Here is an 18142-nt window from a genome sequence, read left to right on the forward strand (position 1 = left end):
TCAGCCAACAGGCAGGGTTGAAGCCAATGACGTGCGGGTCGGACACGCAGACGCCGCGCTAGGTCACGCCCTATGCACCGGATTCCTTTCCTCGGCAGCACAAAGCCATTCTGACCTCGCAGTAGCACCCGAATACTGCGTCCCTTGGACCGTCGTGGAAGAAATCGTCGCGGGGAAATATCGGCCGCCGCACGGAGCTATCTGGGTACTGGGCTGCGAAAGTATCTCCCCAGCTGATTTTCAGGATTTGGCTCGACGGTACAACGCGGCCGGTGAATGCGTGTTTCACCACGAACCCCTCGATCCTCGGCAAGCTGCACAACGTCGTTACATCGACCCGCTTCTCTATGTCTTCTGGGCCCAGAACGAAGATGGACAGCCATTCCTGTGTCTGCTTGCACAACTGAAAACAGTAGCGTGCCGGGACTACAGGGATATAGAGCAGACCTCGCTTTGCCTTGGCAGTACGGTTTACGCCTTCAATCGTGGCATCAACTCCATCAGTCTGGCCTCGATCATTTGCTCCGATGCCTTTGACTTCGCCGCGCACATCGACACGATTCATACCAACTGCCTTCTCATTCATATCCAACTGAATCCAAAGCCGGCCCACACCGACTATGCAGCCTACCGTACAAGGCTCTGCTCAGTAGGAACAAACAGCCACGTTGAACTCCTGTGCCTGAATTGGGCCAAGAGCATCCATGAGGTCAAGGGCGCAGGCAAAGATCTGGATTGGAACAACGTCGCAGGCTCAGCCTGGTATGCGCCGCCAGCAAAATTCAGCGCCGACGATGGCCTGGTCGATGCGCTGCACCACGGCGGTCTCTATTACTGCTTGCTAGCCCAGCGCTGGCACTCATTTTTCCTGAACTACGAAGGCCAGGTGATTCAACTACAAAAGCAAAAACTTCTTTTTCCTGGCGAACAAGCGCTTGCACCCAAGAATTTTATTGCAGTCGAAGAGCGATGGTCCTGGAATTCGGCAAGCAATAGTTGGGACGCCGGTGCGGTTGCCAACGACGGTTTTTCTGATGCTCTGGCTGGATACAACGCAATTTCTGCTCACCTGCACGTTGCCTCCCAAGCTAGTCCGCTCGCAGTGGAGCGCGCGATCGAGATCCTCATGGGACCCCGCGGAAATCCAGGATCCTGGTATGCAATTAAAGAGCTGGATGCGGTCCATCTGGACAAGGATGAAGAATCAATACGCAGGGTGACGGTTCATCAAGACCCTGACCTTAATCGACCAGGATCGTCTTACCGCTTGCAAAGACTGCAGCGTGCACACGATGCAATCGGACTCGCACAAAGCGAAGTACCTTGGCCGCCTCCAGTACAAGACCTGGCTAACGGCTTCAAACTTTCATGGAAGCGCAACTCCCCGCACCACAACGTCGAACCAGACACTGGAGAGCGCGGACCTGCAGCCCTTGTCTACCTCTCGGACCAGGCAAACGATTCGGCAATAGAGAGTACGCACCAAAAGCTCAGGACGGCCATGGCTACCCACGCGGTGGCCAAGGCCTGCGAAGCCGGGAAAAACGCCGAGGAGCTAAGCGACGCTGTCGTGCGCTCCCAAGACAGGCTCTGCGTCGTGTTCCGACGCGACAACCGCTTCGGCGCACGCGGTCCGGAAGGTACGAATCTCATTGACACCCCGGCCAGCGCATCGCCGGTGGACTTCTCAGAGGACAGATCATGATCGATGCGCAACGCGTTGAAGCGCTGCTCAAGAGCCGCTACCCAGATCTTGAAGGCGTTGGGCCAGGTGTTTTCCGAGGCGTCGACCGCTTCGGCACCCGCGGCTATGCGATTCGCTATTTCGACCTAAACGACCGGCTCGCAACAACAGCTGAATCGCTCAAAAGCTACCAGGAAGAAGTGCTTTCGCCAATGTACTTCTCAACCGAAGTCGCTACCGATCTGCGATGGAACCACTATCTGTACTTCGTCACGAGTGATGAAGAAGCCCAACGGGGAGAATTCGGTCGGCTCAAGGCCAAGGTAGAGGCTGACAGGGAGTACGCGAGAAAGCAGGTCATCCGAGAGGATGAGGTCGTTCGGTTGCTGACCAACGCGCGAGCGTCCGAAACTCCGACCGCCCTGCCGATCGACCTCGCGACGACATGGTCTAACACCCTTGAAGAGCACGGCCTTTCTTTCATTCTGGACAGTGACATCTCCGTCCCGGACGCAGTTCGGCGAATCGTTGCAGGAACCAAGGACGGAGCATCGCGTCTGGTTTCCACCGTCGCATTACTCGAGGCGGAACAGGCCGCTGCGAGCCAATTCATCAGCCACCTGACGATCAAGGGCTTCCGCACCCATCCTGAAGAAAAGGAGCACCCGCTAGGTCAAGTGAACTTGATCGTCGGAAGCAACGGAGTTGGGAAGACCTCGCTCCTGGAAGCCATTGAGTTCGCCTACTGCGGAAGAAATCGCCGATCGTCCACATTGCTTGGAAATACATCCATCACTGCGAATCTCGTCGGCGTCGAGCACAAGTTGTCTTCGACCACGGATGCCACAAGACTTCGAGCGCGCCATTCCAATTGGTATGCCAAGACAGAGCTAAAGACGGTCACTATCCAGGACAGTTTCGGCAAGTTCAACTTTCTTGACACCGATGCGGCGGTAAATCTCAGCGTGTCGAACAGTTCAACCCAGATCGGAACGGACGTCACCCGTTTGGTGTTGGGAGCGACGGCAGAGAATCTGGCGGATAGGCTGCGTCGCGTCCTCAAGCAATTGCAGGACGAATTGAAGGATCAAAGACGCGACAAGGAAAACAATGAGCATTTGAAGCTGGCCGCCCAAAACCGACTGGACGCCATAAAAACGGCCCCCAAGCTATCCGACAGCTTGTTCCTCGAGCTTCTCACCGCACTGAAGGGGCTGGGATGGAGTCAACCTCCCGATAAGAAGGGCCAGCTTGATGCGTTGCGCGAGGATCTGCAGGAGGCCAATTCCGCCATCGCTCTGGTCCGTCACTCGTCGGCAAGTGTGCTCCATGCCGAACCAGAATCCGTGCTTCGACTCATAACAGACCTCAACGATGAGGCGACCAAAGCGGACGCTTTGGATCAGCGTGCGAAAGCCGCGCGATTGGCACAGGCCAACGCAAGGCGCGCTGCGGAGGCAGCAGCAGGACTCAGCGCCGCCATAGAGATCCTTCTTCCTTATGCCCGCGCCGACTTCCCAAAACTTGTCAAAAAGGTATCGGAGACGAGGGATCAGGTCCGCACGCAGACTGCAAGGCTAAGCACAGTCGCCAATATCGGGGATACAAGCGCGATCCAAGAATATCTGGAAATCCCCGTCGCCCACGCCATTGACTTGACCGATGCGGAGATCAGAGAGCATCAGCAGCGGCACGATGCAGCAAAAATCTCGCTTCAAGCTCTGGAGAAGACACAGAGCACGATGACCGTTCTGAGACAGCGCCTTGTTGGCACTGCCCAAGACATACTGCAACGATCGGCCGATCCCGACCATTGCCCTTTGTGCAGGACAAAGTTCGAGGAAGGACAACTGCTGGCTCGAATGATGACCGATGTCGAAGTCAGCACATCGGAGCATGCCAGCCAGCTGCAGGCGGACATGTCGTCGGCCAGCGAATCGACAGTGGGTGCCCGGGCTATTCTGGCCCTGCTCAATCCCTTGCGTGAATTTACTGCGGATCGCGCAGAAACAATCACGGTCGCTCAGGCTCTCGAACAGATCTCCCTAGAACGATCTGCGCTTGATCGTGATCGACAAGAGTTGGAAACAACTCAATTGCAGCTTCAGCAACTGCAGTCCGATGGACTGTCATCCCAAGACCTTTCTAGCAAGCTACTGGCTGCAGGCATCACGGAACTGTTGCCGACTGAGGAACTGCAGAGCCTCCATTCAAGTCATATTGAGACGTTGGAGAAACTGCAAGATGCTGAGAAGACGGCGCTACATGACTCGGACGTGGTCAGACAAGAATGCGATGCAATGGCCAAGCGCTTGTCCATAGAAGCACTGGGGGACACGAACCAGCTCACCAGATCGGTCAAAGAAATGATCTCCGATACGGAAGCTGCTTTAGGAGCTCGGCAGATCCTCGCGTCGCTCCTCAATGTCAGCGGGGAGGCAAGCGCTGAAGAAGTTGCATTGAAACTCGCAGCTATTCAACAACTTCTTGCCCAGGTCGCCACGGCTGTTGCTCAAGAAGACTCCAATGACAAGGCATTCAACGACGAAACCAAAGTCGTTGAAGATCTCGCGCGGAAGATTGAATCCAGCACGACGAAGATCACGAGCGCCGCCTACGCGGAAGGAGTGCTCGACACGCTGGCGCAGCAGCGCTCAGGAGGCGAGTTGGAGAGTCAGATCTTGACCGAGAACGCCGCGGAGATTGCTCGCACCTTTGCGAGCATTCACATGCCCAACGAGTTTGAAATTCAGATATCCGGGGGAAAGCTCGCCATCATTCGCAGAAGTACTGGAGTAGAGGTCCAACTCGAACAGATGAGCACAGGGCAGCGCGCAGCGTTCGCTTTGTCGCTGTTCCTGGCGATGAATGGTCGTCTCCGGTCAGGTCCCCCAGTACTGCTTTTCGACGACCCCGTAGCGCACATCGATGACATCAACATGCTGTCTTTCCTCGACCATCTTCGCCAGCTTGCGATCAGCGGATCACGGCAGATATTTTTCGCCACGGCAGATACCAAACTTGCAGGGCTTTTCCGTCACAAGTTTCGCTTCCTTGGCAATGAGTTCAAGGAACTGCGCCTGTCACGGAGTTCTTAAGCATACGCGGCATTCGACGCTATAACTTACGGCGACTACTCTCCGTGCCGCCGCGTCCTGCCTAATATGAGGTTCGACAGGGGGCACTCGGAGCTCCATGACGGTGAATTGGCACGAACCGCGCGCGTGCCTTTCCCAAGCCAGAGGTGGCAGCGCCTGCCGGGCTCGCGCATCAGCGCTGCGTGTCTTCGATACCCCGACGGGGCGATCTGCAACACCTTGCAGATCGGCTCGACCCCGAGGGTGCCACGATGCCTGTCGACGAAATCCCTCAGGACTTCAAACGACGGTCGAGCTCCGTCTGGGCGAAAAACGCGCTGGCCAGCTTCAGTATCTCGTTGGCCCGACGCAGCTCCTTGTTCTCGCGCTCCAGTTCACTGACCTTTTGGGCTTCGGCTGTTGTGACACCTTCTCGCGCGCCTGCATCCACTTCGGCACGTTTGCCCCATTCGTTCAAGGTCTGCGGCACACAACCAATCTTGGGTGCGATGGACTCGATGGCGGCCCACAACAACGGGTACTTCCCGCGGTGCTCTTGCACCATCTCACCGCTCGCTCACGCACCTCGGGTGAGAACTTGTTCGACTTGCTCATGGCTCAATCCTCTCAGAGTGTTGAGCCCCCTCAAATCCCGGGGCGGTTCAGCGCGCACATGCTGGTGTGCTTGTTTTAGAACTAGCAGACCCGGGCAGGACAAAGTCCTGGTTCGGCACCCTTGCTTGCAAACCCGGGTTTTTTTGCCCCTTTGCAAGCGTTGAAATCGACGACGGCTTTCCGCAGTCAAGCGGTCACTTGTCGCTTTGTCGTGAAGTGCAGCAACCGCTGCAAAGCAGTTACGCAACGTGGCGATTTCCGGTTAAATCGGCACGCAATTTCAACTAGTTGTTAACGAACCGCAGCGCTACCAATGGAGCGATCGCGATGGGCTCTCCAGCACAAGCACAAACGCTTGTGGCCTGGGTTAGTGCTTTGTCCCGCTGAACGTGAGCAAAACAGATTCAGCGTTTCGAGAATGAGCACTGCAGGTGTCGCACCGTTCGTTGGGCATCGACCATCCCTTGACCGTCGCGCCGATCGGTCGGAAGACTGCGTCGCTACCACCGCCACAGCCGCATGAGCCGTGGCATCAACGAGATACGTCCTGGCGGCGTACCGGTGCAGTCCACTTGGGACTGGTGGTCAAATTGGCCTTCAGCGCAATCAATATCCCGGCACAATGCTATTAATTAAGTAGCACACCCGTCACCGGGAAGTGCAACTGAAAATGGCGACGGCGAGTCGGCCCACGCTGACCATTGGCAAGTGCCGCGCGTGCCACCATCTGCCGCCAAGTGCGATACATTGATTTCACGCAACACACCATTCAAGAGGAAAGCATGTCGATCAAATCCCTTCTGAAATCCACCGTCGCGGCACTGGCGATCACCACCGGCGGATCGCTTTTTGCCCAGGGCACGCCCCTGGATACCGCAGCGTTCGACGCGCTGGTGGCGCAGGGCCCCGTTGCCAGCGCGGAGACCATTGCATCGAGCACCTGGGCCACCAAGATCAAGCAGGCCGGCACCCTGCGCCTGGGCGGCACGCAAACGTCGAACCTGTTCTCGCTGCTCAACGAAAAAGACGGCAAGCTCCGCGGCTTCGACGCCGGCCTGGCCCAGCTCATCACGCGCTACATCCTGGGCGACGCGGCCAAGGTCCAGTTCACGCAGGTGACTTCGGCCACGCGCGAGCAGGTGCTCATCAACGGCCAGGTGGACCTGGTGTTCGCCACCTACTCCATCACGCCCGCACGGGCCGAGAAGATCTCTTTCGCAGGCCCCTACTACACCTCGCAGGCGGGTGTGCTGGTCAAGGCGAACAACAAGGCGATCGGGTCGTACAACGATCTGGGCGGCAAGAAGGTCGCTACCCAGGCCGGCTCCACCGGCCCGGCCATCCTGGCGCAGCACGCGCCCAAGGCCGCCGTGCAAGAGTTCCAGACGCACCAGGAAGCCCTGGACGCACTGCGCCAGGGCCGCGTGGATGCCTACGTGACCGACCACACGCTGCTGCTCAACGCCTTGAGCCTGGGAACGGGCGATGCGAAGCTGGCCGGCGCGCCCTTCGGTGCGCAAGACCCCTACGGCATCGGGCTGCCGAAGGACTCGGACGGCGTGGCCTTCATCAATGCCTTCCTCAAGAAGGTGGAAGCCGACGGCACCTGGGCCAAGCTGTGGACCATTTCCATCGGACAGCGCACCGGCAGCACCGCCGTGCCCACCCCGCCTGCCCTGCCCTGAGCAACAACGATGGGTGATGTTTCCAGGCTCCTCGCCGACCATGGGCCTGCTTTCGGGCAGGCCCTTTTGCTGACGTGGAAGCTCACGGTCTTGTCATTCGTGCCCGGCTTCCTGCTGGGCATGGCCGTGACGGTGCTTCGCCTTTTTCCGCTGCCGCCGCTGCGCTTCGTGCTGACGGTGTACGTCGAGATCTTCCGCAACATTCCCAGCGTCGCGCTGCTGATCTTCATCGTGTTCGCGCTGCCCGACCTCAACGTGCTGATCGACTATGAGCCCAGCGTGATCCTGACGTTGACGCTGGTCTGCTCCGCGTTCACGGCGGACTACCTGCGCTCGGGCATCAACACGATCGCCAGCGGCCAGATCGAGGCAGCACTCAGCCTGGGCATGCGCCCGATGGGGGTCATCTCATCGGTGATATTGCCGCAGGCGCTGCGTGCGGTGGTGCAGCCGATGACCTCGCTGCTCATTGCGCTGATGCTGTCCACCTCGCTGGCCTCGCAGGTGCCGTTTCCGGGCCGGGAGCTCACCACGCTCGTGTCCAAGATCGCCAATGACTCCGCCATCGGCATGGCCGCCTTCGCGGTGGCGGCCGCGATGTACGTGGCGACCGGCCTGCTCATCGCCTGGGCTGGCGCTGCCCTGGACAAAAAGGTACGGATTCTGCGATGAGCAGCCGCCCTCTGGAAGACATTCTGTTCGGTGCGCCGAGCCCTCAGGCTCGGGCCATCGCACGGTGGCTGAGCGGGGCCGCTGCGGCCTTGCTGCTTCTGCTGGCGGCGGCCGTGGTGTTCCGGTTCCACGACACCGGGCAGCTCGACGCCCGATTCTGGAAATTCTTCGCGTGGCCCACGACCTGGGCCTTCCTGGCCAAAGGCCTGCTCGGCACCATGGCCTCGGCGGCCATGGCCGCCGTCATCGCGCTGACCCTGGGGCTGGTGCTGATGGTCGGGCGCCGGGCGCGGTCGCGACTCGTGCGCTGGCCGAGCACTGCAGTCATCGAGTTCCTGCGTGGCACGCCGACGCTGCTGCTCATCTACGTGTGCTTTCTGGCGCTTCCGTCGATCGGAATCAAGCTGAGCACCTACTGGATGCTGACCTTGCCTGTGGGCCTCAGCACCGCCGCAGTCGTGGCCGAGGTGTACCGCGCAGGCGTGCTCGCCGTGCCCCGCGGCCAGACCGATGCCGCACGAAGCCTGGGGCTGACCGAAGCCCAGGTTTTCTCGATCGTCGTCTTTCCCCAGGCGCTTCGCTACATCGTCCCGGCACTGGTCGCGCAACTGGTCATCGTGGTCAAGGACACCACCTTCGGCTACGTCGTCACGTACGGCGAACTCATGCAGAACGCCAAGGTGCTCATCGCCAACTACCACTCGTTGGTGCCTGTCTATCTGGTGGTTGCAGCGCTTTACTGCCTGGTGAACTACGCGATATCCAGGGCGAGTAAATGGCTGGGGCGGCCGGTGTATTGACGGTCGTCAGCAACTCGGCTCGGTGACGAGAAGCTCTGCGGGGGAAAAGGGCAGCGGTCTTATGGGATTTTCACTCTGGCCATAGCAACCGATGACGCGCTCTCCATCATGGAGTCGACGACCTGCTCATATTCCTTCCTTGGCGACGATCCATCTCCTGAATGGCGAACATCAACTCGCCGATCAACTCAGCACAAACTATTTCCTCTTCGATTGATAGGCCAGGCCGAACTCTTCCTCATCAGGATCGAAAAACAAAATGCAACTATCGCTTTTCGAAATTTTGTAGCCCAGTTTATTTATTATTTGAGAGGGCTTTTAATTGAATCTCCATGCGCCCAGCAATCGCCTTATAGTCATAAAACGCCTGCACCATTAGATTTGAATGGAAATTTAAAACATGATTTCTAATTTCCTCCTCATTTTTAAATGCGCCACCATCTTGCAATTTCTTAATTAACAAAGGCTGTAAAATCCAATTTCTACCAACCTTGCTCAGAGACCATGGAAAATCACCCTTGTAGCTATTCAACACTGAAGCCAAGCAAGAAATAAGACGCTTTTCCAGGTGATCGTCTACGGTATTTTTATCAAATCTCCAAACAGCAACTGGCAGCACAAATCCGATCTGCTCAGGCTTCAATACGGGATACCGAAACCATTCTAAATTGGCAACGCTTTCCAGAGCATCGATAATACCCCTGCCAAAATCTTTCATTTGATTACTGCTCCAGGAAAGCGCGCCCCGAGAAAGGGCGACCATTCATTTAGCCAGACAAATTTGATCTAAGCCGCACTTCAAGAGGTGCCGCGTTGTTCCTACCTGTGGATTAGGTGGTGGAAGAGTAGGCCCAAATCTGGGGAACATGGGAATGACCGGGGCACCGCCTGATCGACGTTGCAGACCGTCTCGATCGATATCAAGCAATGGATCACCATCCACATACAAACAATTCCACCCACCGTCCAGCCCGATTGGTTCGACCTATTACGGCCAACCTTCCCATTCGTGATAGCGATTCAGGTTGTACCAGTCCCGTCTCTCAATCCAAAACCTGCCCCGAATACCTCAGACCGAACTTCACGACTTCGCTGTAGTACGTCGCACCTTGGCCGCTCTGCGCGTAACCATAGCCCCTTTATCTTGGAGGTTTATAGTTATCATTTAGCCACCAAACTTCAGACTGCATTTCCTTTGGAATATCATCTTCTGGCTCCAACCCCATCTGCTCAATAGTTTCAAACCAAATATCTCGCAAAGAACTCGGTAATTTTTTTCCACACCACGGGCAAAAGGTAATTAACTGATAACTTCCTTCATTCCTATATAAAATTCCATACTCCCTAAATTTCCGGAAAAACTCCAAATTCAAATCACCCGAAAGTACATGACTTCTTATGCTCTCACAACAGTGATGGAAACTCTCTATCATTTTATAAGCCCTTAAGAAGTCGCCCTGCAACGGCAGGCTTGTGCACTTCACCACTCATAGGGTTCATTGAACCCAAATGGCCTCCATATTGAGTCAACAATCTGTTGATATTCCTGCCGTGTCGACGACCCATCCCCTGAATGGCGAACATCAACTCGCCTATCAACTTGCACAAACTATTTCATTTCGATTGATAAGCCAGTCAAAACTCTTTCTCATCGGGATCGAAAAAATGCAACCGTTACTGTTGGAAATTTTGTAGGCCAGTTTATTCGTCAATCAAATAAATCGCAAATCAAAACACCACCACGGCATTCTTGGAAATATTGAATTAATATCAAATGCGCGTTAGATCCACAGAAAACATCGCGAAAATTTTCCAGTTAGTTTTCCAAAATCTTCATTGAATTACGTGCATTTTTTATCCGGCCGGCGAAGGGCGGGCATGCATTCACTGGATTAACGAGAAATCAACTGCAGCCCAATTGGCGCCCTTGGCATCCAATCCAACCTTCAATCCATCGTCATACTCATTGATCTCCAACAACAAATAGTCTTTCATATCCTCCGACAAAAGCCCCATAATTCCCCAGTCAGCAGAACCCAATAAATATTCAACATTGATATCTGCTAATGAATCTATTTTCAAGAGACCGCAGTCAATAGAGTTTTCCAACCACAAATAAACACTTGAAACATTTACTGTGCTTAGATAACCAAATATCCTCCTAATTCTTTCAGCTTCATGCATTGAAAAATTCAATTCAATTTTTTGCGAATATATACCTTCGAATATTTGACTTTGGGCACGGATCTTCTTTGCATCATCGATGTTTCCTATATCCTTCTCAAAAACGGGCTTTATCACCAGTTTAGAAAGCATTTCAAGGTATTTTGCGATGAATATCTTTTTGCGCATTCTTTCAGAATTAGATAGCATAATCAATAATCCACCTTAAATTTACCATTCATCAATGCGGGGCAACCATAGCTGTTATAACGAACCTGTCCAGTAGATGAATCGATCTTTGCTTGACCACCCTCCCAGTGAGGCTGGTTGATATGGCTTCTGTCAAGAGTCTGTTGCTGTACAGACATCCTTCGAGTTCCGCCACCTGGTGACGGCACATCGTAGGAGTATTCTCTGCCTGAAGAATTTCTAGACTGTGAAACAGGTTGTTGACTAGTAGGTATGCCAGCTCGGGTCATGACCTCTCTACGCGCTGCGTTAGAGGTGAGGCCAGCGCCCATTCCGCCATTACTACCCACACCTCCACCATTACCTTCGAGCGGCATCAGATCGAGAGGATCTCGAAATTTTCTAACGAGCCCATCAGGATCAAAATCGGATAATGGGTCGGCATCCACATACACAAACCGATTCCACCCACCATCCAGCCCGATTGGATCGGCCTGTATATACCGTGCTAGTGCAGGTCCCTGTGCTACCAGACTCAAAAAACTGACAAGCAAGATGTATTTAAACCATTTCATTACCATTCTCCCTCTGCTAATTTTGAAATTTTGCATTTACGCCGTATCCAGTTTTGGCAGAAATTTCCAACGGCCGCCAACCCAGCCCATAAGCCCGATCATAAATTGACTCGAGTTGATCATTCAGCATCAGAAGCCGCGGCCGCTCGTTAATCGGAGTGTCGTTGGCTATCGGATACTTTTTCACAAACTCCTGTCTTCGAATTTCCTGGGTCGCCGCGAACAGATTCAGAAGCGCACAGATGTCATTGGGACTGTATTTCAACAAGAATTGAGCCATCTCTGCATGCCGATACGGCTCATTTTGTTTTTCATAAAACGCCATAAGCGTTTCTGCCATGGCGACAATGGCCTCTTTTTTGGACATTGGCCGCAAGTAAATCCCTGATTTGAGAGCAATGTCGGTCATGGGCGACTGCTGGCGCAACCAGGCATCCCGCGTGAAGCCGGCGCCGCTGGTCGTTTCCAGGTTGTAGAGCTTGCCGTCGCTGTCTCGCCATTGCACAAACAGATGATTGGGGGCGGCAGCCAAGCTCAGGTCCAGCCCCAGCCGCTGCCCCAGGAAGATGAATAGCAGCGGCATCGAGACACAGTTGCCTTTTCTACTTCTCAGGTAGTTAGACAACAGCTTGTTTTTGATCACGCGTCCGAAAGGATCTTCCAGGTCGTATTGAAATGGCCGCCGCTCGTTCCACTCATTGGGCTGATAGATGTGAAAACGCAAAGCATCCAAGATCCGGCGTTTGGAAGCACCCGCAGGCAGTGCTTTTCGAATCCCCTGCGCCATGTCGTCTAGCTGTGCCAATGTCGCGTCGACATCGACACTCGGATCCATCATTCGGTCGATGACCAACTTGGCTTTGGACAAGTCAATGTCGGCCTCTGAGGCTTCCAAAATCTTCTGAATGATTTTTTGGTTCTCATCCACCGTTTGGCTCAGCCGCTGGGCATGGGCCATTGAGGCCAACGCCAGGAAGAAGATGGCAGAGGCCAACCTTTTCAAAAGGATTTCCAACGCTTGCCATTGGGCCGCCTGAGATGGACTCGATACATGCTCCCCGTCGCCCCGTGGAGAGTGCGTTGCAAGACAGCGCGAACCTCGCAAAGCGCCGCTGTGTAGACCCCTGCGGCTGCGCTTCTCCGGCTCTGCCATGTTGATCTTGTCCGAAGCAGGGGCAAAGCCCTGTGCATTGCCCACGCGCAAGCACGTGGCCGCGCCTTTTGCGCTCATTGAAACCTCCCCGTTTCATTTTTTGTTGGGGCCGATGTTAAGCGCAGAGTGGCCGTCTCAAGCCGATGAATGATCGCCTGATATTAACTATTTGTTAATTAACAACACGTACCTATCGATGGGATGGTACGGTGGACTTTCAAGGCCAAATAGCGCTTTGGCTCGGTCTGGCGAGAGGACGACCGCTACTCAGTCGGCACATATTGCGCGAAAAGCAACCTCATCCAATCCCGACGCAGTCACACCTCCAGCCACTCCTTGCGCACGTAGCTGTTCTCACGCAGGCCTTGCGGGGTGCCTTCGAAAACGATGCTGCCGTGGCCCATGACCAGGGCGCGGTCAGAGATGGTCATGGCGATGGTGAGCTTTTGCTCGATGAGCAGCACGGAGATGCCGCGGGCCTTGATGGCCATGAGGTATTGGCCCACCAGTTCGACGATCTTGGGCGCGAGGCCTTCGGTGGGCTCGTCGATGATGATGAGGTCGGGGTCGCCCATGAGGGTGCGGCACAGGGTGAGCATCTGCTGCTCGCCGCCGGACATGACGCCGGCTTCGGTGTGCTGGCGCTCCTTGAGGCGGGGGAACATGCCGTACATGTCGTCGAAGGTCCAGCGGCTGCCCTTGCCCTTTTGGCCGAGCAGCAGGTTCTGGTGCACGGTGAGGTTGGGAAAGATGTCGCGGCTTTCGGGCACGTAGCCCAGGCCCAGGTGCGCGATCTCGTAGGCCTTCTTGCCGTCGAGGCGCTGGCCCTTCCATTCGAGGGTGCCTTCCCAGTCCACGAGGCCCATGATGGCTTTGGCGGTGGTGGAGCGGCCCGATCCGTTGCGGCCCAGCAGCGCGACGATCTCGCCGGGCTGCACGCCGAACGAGACGCCGTGCAGCACGTGGCTTTTGCCGTAGTAGGCGTGCAGGTTGTCGATGTGCAGCATGGTTAGTGTCCTCCCGCCTGCTGGTCGGCCACCGCCGAGCCGAGGTAGGCCTCTTGCACGCGGGGGTTGGCGCGCACGGCTTCGGGCGTGTCGAAGGCGATGACTTCGCCGTACACGACCACAGCGATCTTGTCGGCCAGGCCGAAGACCACGCCCATGTCGTGCTCCACGGTGAGCAGGGTGCGGCCCACGGTCACTTCCTTGATGAGGTGGATGAAGCGCGCGGTCTCGCTCTTGCTCATGCCGGCGGTGGGTTCGTCGAGCAGGATGACGTTGGCGCCGCCGGCGATGGTGATGCCGATCTCCAGTGCGCGCTGCTCTGCGTAGGTGAGGTTCATGGCGAGCGTGTCGCGCTTCTTGTCCAGGCGGATCTGTTCCATGAGCTGCGTGGCACGCTCGTTGGCATCGTGCAGGCGCGACAGGAACCGCAGGAAGGTGTAGCGGTAGCCGAGGCTCCACAGCACGCCGCAGCGCAGGTTTTCGAACACGCTGAGCTTGGGGAAGATGTTGGTGATCTGAAAGCTGCGCGACAGGCCCATGCGGTTGATTTCGTACGGGGCCTTGCCGTCGATGCGCTGGCCATTCAGCAGCACCTGGCCGCTGGTGGCGCCGAAGCGTCCGCTGATGAGGTTGAACAAGGTGGATTTGCCGGCGCCGTTAGGCCCGATGATGGCCACGCGCTCGCCAGGCGCCACGCACAGGTTGGCGCCGCGGATGATCTCGGTCTTGCCAAAGCTCTTGCGCAGGTCGCGCAGTTCCAGGGCGTAGGGGATGTTGCCCGTAGCGGATGCGGGTGCGGGCACTGCTGCGAGTGCCGTTGCTGGTGCTGCGCTCATGCCGCGCCTCCCCGCTTGATGTCCAGCTCGATGCCTTCCTGGATGGTGCCCCACTGCCGCAGGAACTGGCGGCGCACGGTTTCGAAAAGGCCCAGCCCCACCAGCAGCACGAAGCCCGCACCGAACCAGCTGGACAGCGCCCGCGCGTTCAGCGTGGCCCCGAGAAAATTCAGTTCCGGCCCGAGGGCGGCGTTGAGCTGCAGGTGATAGGTCATCTCGACCATGCAGGCCGCGCCGAGCACGGCCACCAGCGCGGTGCCGCCCAGGGCGAGGTAAGACACCCACAGCGTGCGAAGCCGCCCGTATTTGGCAACGCGCAGGTTCATCATGATCAGGCTGGCGATGCCGCCCGGGGCATACATCACCATGAACAGGAACACGAGGCCCAGGTACAGCAGCCACGCCTTGGACAGCTCGGACAGCAGCACCGAGGCGAACACCAGCAGCACGGCGCCGATGATGGGCCCGAAGAAGAACGTGGCCCCGCCCAGGAAGGTGAAGAGCAGATAGCCGCCCGAGCGCAGCACGCTCACGCTGTCGGCGCCGGTGACGATCTCGAAGTTGATGGCCGCCAGCCCGCCACCCACGCCCGCGAAGAAACCCGCGATGATGAAGGCGAAGTAGCGCACGCGCTGGGTGTTGTAGCCGATGAATTCGACGCGCTCGGGGTTGTCGCGCACCGCGTTCAGGATGCGGCCGAGCGGCGTGCCGGTGAAGGCGAACATGAGCGCGGTGCACACGAAGCAGTAGGCCGCGATCAGGTAGTACACCTGGATGGCCGGGCCGAAGGTGATGCCCATGAAGCCTTTGCCGTACACGCGGTCGGTGGTGATGCCGCCCTCCCCCCCGAAAAACTCGGGGAACATGAGCGCCATCGAGGCCACCAGTTCGCCGATGCCCAGCGTGATCATGGCGAAGGTGGTGCCCGACTTCTTGGTGGTGACGAAGCCCAGCAGCACGGCGAAGAACAGCCCGGCGAGCCCGCCCACGAGCGGAATGAACACGAGCGGGATCGGCAGCGCGCCCTTGCCGGCCAGGTTCATCGCGTGGATGGCGATGAACGACCCCAAGCCCGTGTACACCGCGTGGCCGAAGCTGAGCATGCCGCCCTGCCCCAGCAGCATGTTGTAGGAGAGGCAAATGACGATGAGGTAGCCGATCTGCGAGAGCATGGTGAGCGCCAGGCTGCTGGTGAACAGCATGGGCGCCACGATGAGTGCGGCCGCGAACAGGCCCCAGATGACGATGCGCCCGATGTTGAGCGGCTTGAACCGGTAGGCCGGTGGCGAGGAGTGGGGGGAGCGCATGGGTTCAATCCTCCCGCGTGCCGAGCAGGCCTTTGGGCCGGAAGATGAGGATCAGCACCAGCAGCAGGTACGGCAGGATGGGCGCCACCTGCGACACGGTGAGCTTGAGCAGCGGCCAGCCGAAGGTCTGCTCGGTGACGGCCATGCCCACCGCACGCAGCGCGTGCGCGAGCGAGTAGTCCAGCGCAACGGCGAAGGTCTGCAGCACGCCGATCAGCAGCGAGGCAAGAAACGCCCCGGCGAGCGAGCCCATGCCGCCCACCACGACGACGACGAAGATGATCGAGCCCACCGATGCCGCCATGGCGGGCTCGGTGACGTAGGTGTTGCCACCGATCACGCCGGCCAGCCCGGCGAGCGCGCAGCCGCCACCGAACACGAGCATGAACACGCGCGGCACGTTGTGGCCCAGCGCCTCGACCATGTCGGGGTGCTTGAGCGCGGCCTGGATCACCAAGCCGATGCGGGTGCGGGTGAGCAGCAGCCACACGGACAGCAGCATGAGCAGCGCGACCAGCATGACGAACGAGCGCGACTTCGGAAACTGCGTGCCGTACAGCGTGAACAGCGGGCCCTGCAGTTGCGTGGGCAGACCGTAGGGCACGGTGGAGCGGCCCCAGACGAGTTGCACCAGTTCCAGGATCAGGTACGAGAGGCCGAAGGTGACGAGCAGTTCGGGCACATGGCCGAACTGGTGCACGCGGCGCAGTGCATAGCGCTCGAAGGCTGCGCCCAGCGCCCCGACGAGCAGCGGCGCGACGAAGAGCGCCACCCAGAAACCCACCAGCCCGGAGAGCGTGTAGGCGATGTAGGCACCCAGCATATAGAAGCTGGTGTGGGCGAAGTTCAGCACGCCCATCATGCTGAAGATGAGCGTGAGCCCGGAGCTGAGCATGAACAGCAGCAGCCCATAGCTGATGCCGTTGAGCAGCGAGATCACGAAAAACTCAAGATTCATCGAAGAACAACGCCGGCACGGTTAAAAAAAGAGCCCGAGGAACCCCGGGCCCAAGGTCTCAGCAATGAAACTGAAAAAATCAGATCGGCCTGGGCCGATCAGGACGGCCGCTTCATTTGGCACGAAGTGGGCGTGCTGGCCACGTAGGGCTCGTAGTACTTCACCGGAACGAAGGTGTAGCCGGTATTTTCTGCGTCGTTGGGGTACTTGCCGCCGGCCTTTTCCCACTTGGAGACGAAGAGGCCCTGCTGCAGCTGGTGGTCGCTCTTGCGCATTTCGACCTCGCCGTTGAAGCTGTTGAACTTCATGCCTTCCAGCACGGGAGCGACCTTCATGGGGTCAGTGGACTTGGCCTTGACGAAGGCGGCATCGAGCATGGCGAAGGCGTGGTACACGGCGCCGGTGTACATGTCGTCGTTGAACTTCTTCTTGTACTCGGTGACCACGCGGCCGATGTCGCCCGGCAGGTTCAGGTGGTTGTACGAAACCATGTACACCCGCCCTGCCGCGGCCGAACCCATGGTGGTGGGGCTGCCCGTCACGCCGCCGTAGTAGGTGTAGAAGTTGACGTTGGCCAGGCCAGCGTCGTTGGCGGCCTTGATGAGCAGCGCCAGGTCGGAGCCCCAGTTGCCGGTGATGACGCTGTCGGCACCGGACTGCTTGATCTTGGCGATGTAGGGCGCGAAGTCGCGCACCTGGGCCAGGGGGTGCAGGTCGTCGCCCACGATCTGCACGTCAGGCCGCTTGCGCGCGAGGTTTTCCTTGGCGAACTTGGAAACCTGCTGGCCGTGCGAGTAGTTCTGGTTGATGAGGTAGACCTTCTTCACCTCGGGCAGGTCTTTCATGAAGGTGGTCATGGCCTCCATCTTCATCGAGGTGTCGGCATCCAGGCGGAAGTGCCAGTAGCTGCATTTGCTGTTGGTGAGGTCCGGGTCCACGGCGGCGTAGTTGAGGTACATGACCTCTTTGCCGGGGTTGCGCGCGTTGTGCTTTTCGAGCGCGTCGATGATGGCGAGCGCAGGGCCCGAGCCGTTGCCCTGCACCACGTAGCGCGCGCCCTGGTCCATGGCGGAGCGCAATGCGCTGGTGGTCTCCTGCGGGCTGAGCTTGTTGTCGATGCCGATGATCTCGAACTTCACGCCGGCAGCGTTCTTCTTGTTGAACTCTTCCGAGAGGAACTGGAAGCTCTTCAGCTGGTTCGTTCCCACCGCGGCCATGAGGCCGGACAGAGGGTCGAGCCAGGCGATCTTCACGGTGTCGCCCTTTTGAGCGAACGCGCCGCCAGCGCTTGCCAGGATTACGGATGCAGCTACAGCCTTGATAGCAAATCTCATCGCCTGTCTCCTCTTGGGTTCTGAATGGAACAGGCCGCAGCGTAAGGCACGGCACCGAGGAAATGCTCAGGGATTCACCCTATCCGC

Annotated in this window: 15 protein-coding genes, 1 pseudogene and 1 other annotated feature; of the genes and pseudogenes, 5 read left to right on the forward strand and 11 right to left on the reverse strand. The window is 57.7% G+C overall.

Annotated features, from left to right (window positions below):
• Nucleotides 1-154: 154 nt before the first annotated feature.
• Together BLT03_RS01810 and BLT03_RS01815 are read left to right on the forward strand one after the other, a co-directional pair.
• Entirely contained in the window at nt 155-1705 is a 1551-nt protein-coding gene (locus BLT03_RS01810) for a hypothetical protein (RefSeq protein WP_217640121.1), read from the forward strand.
• Nucleotides 1702-4782 carry an AAA family ATPase gene (locus BLT03_RS01815; RefSeq protein ID WP_092739693.1) on the forward strand — a complete coding sequence of 1027 codons (3081 nt, stop codon included), beginning with the start codon at nt 1702-1704 and terminating at the stop codon, nt 4780-4782. The genes BLT03_RS01810 and BLT03_RS01815 overlap by 4 nt, the downstream gene beginning before the upstream one ends.
• A gap of 149 nt (nt 4783-4931) precedes the next feature.
• Here BLT03_RS01815 and BLT03_RS01820 read toward each other — a convergent pair.
• Nucleotides 4932-5376, reverse strand: a pseudogene (locus BLT03_RS01820) (transposase); the annotation flags it as partial.
• Nucleotides 4983-5099 (reverse strand) — a sequence feature (AL1L pseudoknot). It overlaps the preceding pseudogene by 117 nt.
• 782 nt (nt 5377-6158) lie before the next feature.
• Here BLT03_RS01820 and BLT03_RS01825 point away from each other — a divergent pair.
• The 3 genes from BLT03_RS01825 to BLT03_RS01835 are packed head-to-tail and all read left to right on the forward strand — an operon-like array spanning nt 6159 to nt 8533.
• Nucleotides 6159-7061: a glutamate ABC transporter substrate-binding protein gene (locus BLT03_RS01825; RefSeq protein ID WP_092740080.1), complete on the forward strand. Its 903-nt coding sequence runs from the start codon at nt 6159-6161 to the stop codon at nt 7059-7061.
• 9 nt (nt 7062-7070) lie between these two features.
• Complete coding sequence (locus tag BLT03_RS01830) at nt 7071-7733, forward strand: amino acid ABC transporter permease (RefSeq protein WP_092739695.1); 663 nt, start codon at nt 7071-7073, stop codon at nt 7731-7733.
• Complete coding sequence (locus tag BLT03_RS01835) at nt 7730-8533, forward strand: amino acid ABC transporter permease (protein WP_092739697.1); 804 nt, start codon at nt 7730-7732, stop codon at nt 8531-8533. The genes BLT03_RS01830 and BLT03_RS01835 overlap by 4 nt, the downstream gene beginning before the upstream one ends.
• Before the next feature lie 295 nt (nt 8534-8828).
• Here the strand turns inward: BLT03_RS01835 and BLT03_RS23690 are convergent, their stop codons facing one another.
• The 10 genes from BLT03_RS23690 to BLT03_RS01870 all read right to left on the reverse strand — a co-directional run bounded on the left by BLT03_RS23690 (nt 8829) and on the right by BLT03_RS01870 (nt 18055).
• Nucleotides 8829-9296 (reverse strand): hypothetical protein, encoded by a 468-nt coding sequence (locus tag BLT03_RS23690; protein ID WP_139160282.1) that lies wholly within the window; start codon nt 9294-9296, stop codon nt 8829-8831.
• Between the two features lie 376 nt (nt 9297-9672).
• Nucleotides 9673-9966: a DUF6980 family protein gene (locus BLT03_RS25135; RefSeq protein WP_434802324.1), complete on the reverse strand. Its 294-nt coding sequence runs from the start codon at nt 9964-9966 to the stop codon at nt 9673-9675.
• 451 nt (nt 9967-10417) lie between these two features.
• Complete coding sequence (locus BLT03_RS23695) at nt 10418-10906, reverse strand: hypothetical protein (protein ID WP_139160284.1); 489 nt, start codon at nt 10904-10906, stop codon at nt 10418-10420.
• 2 nt (nt 10907-10908) lie between these two features.
• Nucleotides 10909-11496, reverse strand: coding sequence for an RHS repeat-associated core domain-containing protein (locus tag BLT03_RS01840; protein WP_092739699.1), 588 nt, complete (start codon nt 11494-11496; stop codon nt 10909-10911).
• Nucleotides 11477-12691, reverse strand: coding sequence for a transglutaminase family protein (locus BLT03_RS01845; protein ID WP_092739701.1), 1215 nt, complete (start codon nt 12689-12691; stop codon nt 11477-11479). Before BLT03_RS01845 ends, BLT03_RS01840 begins: the two co-directional genes overlap by 20 nt.
• Nucleotides 12692-12930: 239 nt before the next feature.
• Nucleotides 12931-13620: an ABC transporter ATP-binding protein gene (locus tag BLT03_RS01850; RefSeq protein ID WP_092739703.1), complete on the reverse strand. Its 690-nt coding sequence runs from the start codon at nt 13618-13620 to the stop codon at nt 12931-12933.
• 2 nt (nt 13621-13622) lie between these two features.
• The gene (locus tag BLT03_RS01855) at nt 13623-14456 is read right to left on the reverse strand and encodes an ABC transporter ATP-binding protein (RefSeq protein WP_245711193.1); all 834 of its coding nucleotides are present in this window, start codon (nt 14454-14456) and stop codon (nt 13623-13625) included.
• Entirely contained in the window at nt 14453-15763 is a 1311-nt protein-coding gene (locus BLT03_RS01860; protein WP_092739705.1) for a branched-chain amino acid ABC transporter permease, read from the reverse strand. Before BLT03_RS01860 ends, BLT03_RS01855 begins: the two co-directional genes overlap by 4 nt.
• 4 nt (nt 15764-15767) lie before the next feature.
• A complete protein-coding gene (locus BLT03_RS01865; protein ID WP_092739707.1) occupies nt 15768-16721 on the reverse strand; it encodes a branched-chain amino acid ABC transporter permease in 954 nt (317 codons plus the stop codon).
• 98 nt (nt 16722-16819) lie between these two features.
• Nucleotides 16820-18055 (reverse strand): branched-chain amino acid ABC transporter substrate-binding protein, encoded by a 1236-nt coding sequence (locus BLT03_RS01870; RefSeq protein ID WP_092739709.1) that lies wholly within the window; start codon nt 18053-18055, stop codon nt 16820-16822.
• Between the last annotated feature and the right edge of the window lie 87 nt (nt 18056-18142).

The sequence above is a fragment of the Paracidovorax valerianellae genome (assembly GCF_900102625.1).
GTDB lineage: Bacteria > Pseudomonadota > Gammaproteobacteria > Burkholderiales > Burkholderiaceae_C > Paracidovorax > Paracidovorax valerianellae.

Excerpts from the sequence above, each read along its gene's own strand:
- BLT03_RS23690 (WP_139160282.1), bottom strand. The coding sequence starts at position 9,296 with ATGGTCGCCCTTTCTCGGGGCGCGCTTTCCTGGAGCAGTAATCAAATG.
- BLT03_RS01825 (WP_092740080.1), top strand. The coding sequence starts at position 6,159 with ATGTCGATCAAATCCCTTCTGAAATCCACCGTCGCGGCACTGGCGATC.
- BLT03_RS01865 (WP_092739707.1), bottom strand. The coding sequence starts at position 16,721 with ATGAATCTTGAGTTTTTCGTGATCTCGCTGCTCAACGGCATCAGCTAT.
- BLT03_RS01860 (WP_092739705.1), bottom strand. The coding sequence starts at position 15,763 with ATGCGCTCCCCCCACTCCTCGCCACCGGCCTACCGGTTCAAGCCGCTC.
- BLT03_RS01850 (WP_092739703.1), bottom strand. The coding sequence starts at position 13,620 with ATGCTGCACATCGACAACCTGCACGCCTACTACGGCAAAAGCCACGTG.
- BLT03_RS01815 (WP_092739693.1), top strand. The coding sequence starts at position 1,702 with ATGATCGATGCGCAACGCGTTGAAGCGCTGCTCAAGAGCCGCTACCCA.
- BLT03_RS01840 (WP_092739699.1), bottom strand. The coding sequence starts at position 11,496 with ATGCAAAATTTCAAAATTAGCAGAGGGAGAATGGTAATGAAATGGTTT.
- BLT03_RS01845 (WP_092739701.1), bottom strand. The coding sequence starts at position 12,691 with ATGAGCGCAAAAGGCGCGGCCACGTGCTTGCGCGTGGGCAATGCACAG.
- BLT03_RS01835 (WP_092739697.1), top strand. The coding sequence starts at position 7,730 with ATGAGCAGCCGCCCTCTGGAAGACATTCTGTTCGGTGCGCCGAGCCCT.
- BLT03_RS25135 (WP_434802324.1), bottom strand. The coding sequence starts at position 9,966 with ATGATAGAGAGTTTCCATCACTGTTGTGAGAGCATAAGAAGTCATGTA.
- BLT03_RS01870 (WP_092739709.1), bottom strand. The coding sequence starts at position 18,055 with ATGAGATTTGCTATCAAGGCTGTAGCTGCATCCGTAATCCTGGCAAGC.
- BLT03_RS01830 (WP_092739695.1), top strand. The coding sequence starts at position 7,071 with ATGGGTGATGTTTCCAGGCTCCTCGCCGACCATGGGCCTGCTTTCGGG.
- BLT03_RS01855 (WP_245711193.1), bottom strand. The coding sequence starts at position 14,456 with ATGAGCGCAGCACCAGCAACGGCACTCGCAGCAGTGCCCGCACCCGCA.
- BLT03_RS23695 (WP_139160284.1), bottom strand. The coding sequence starts at position 10,906 with ATGCTATCTAATTCTGAAAGAATGCGCAAAAAGATATTCATCGCAAAA.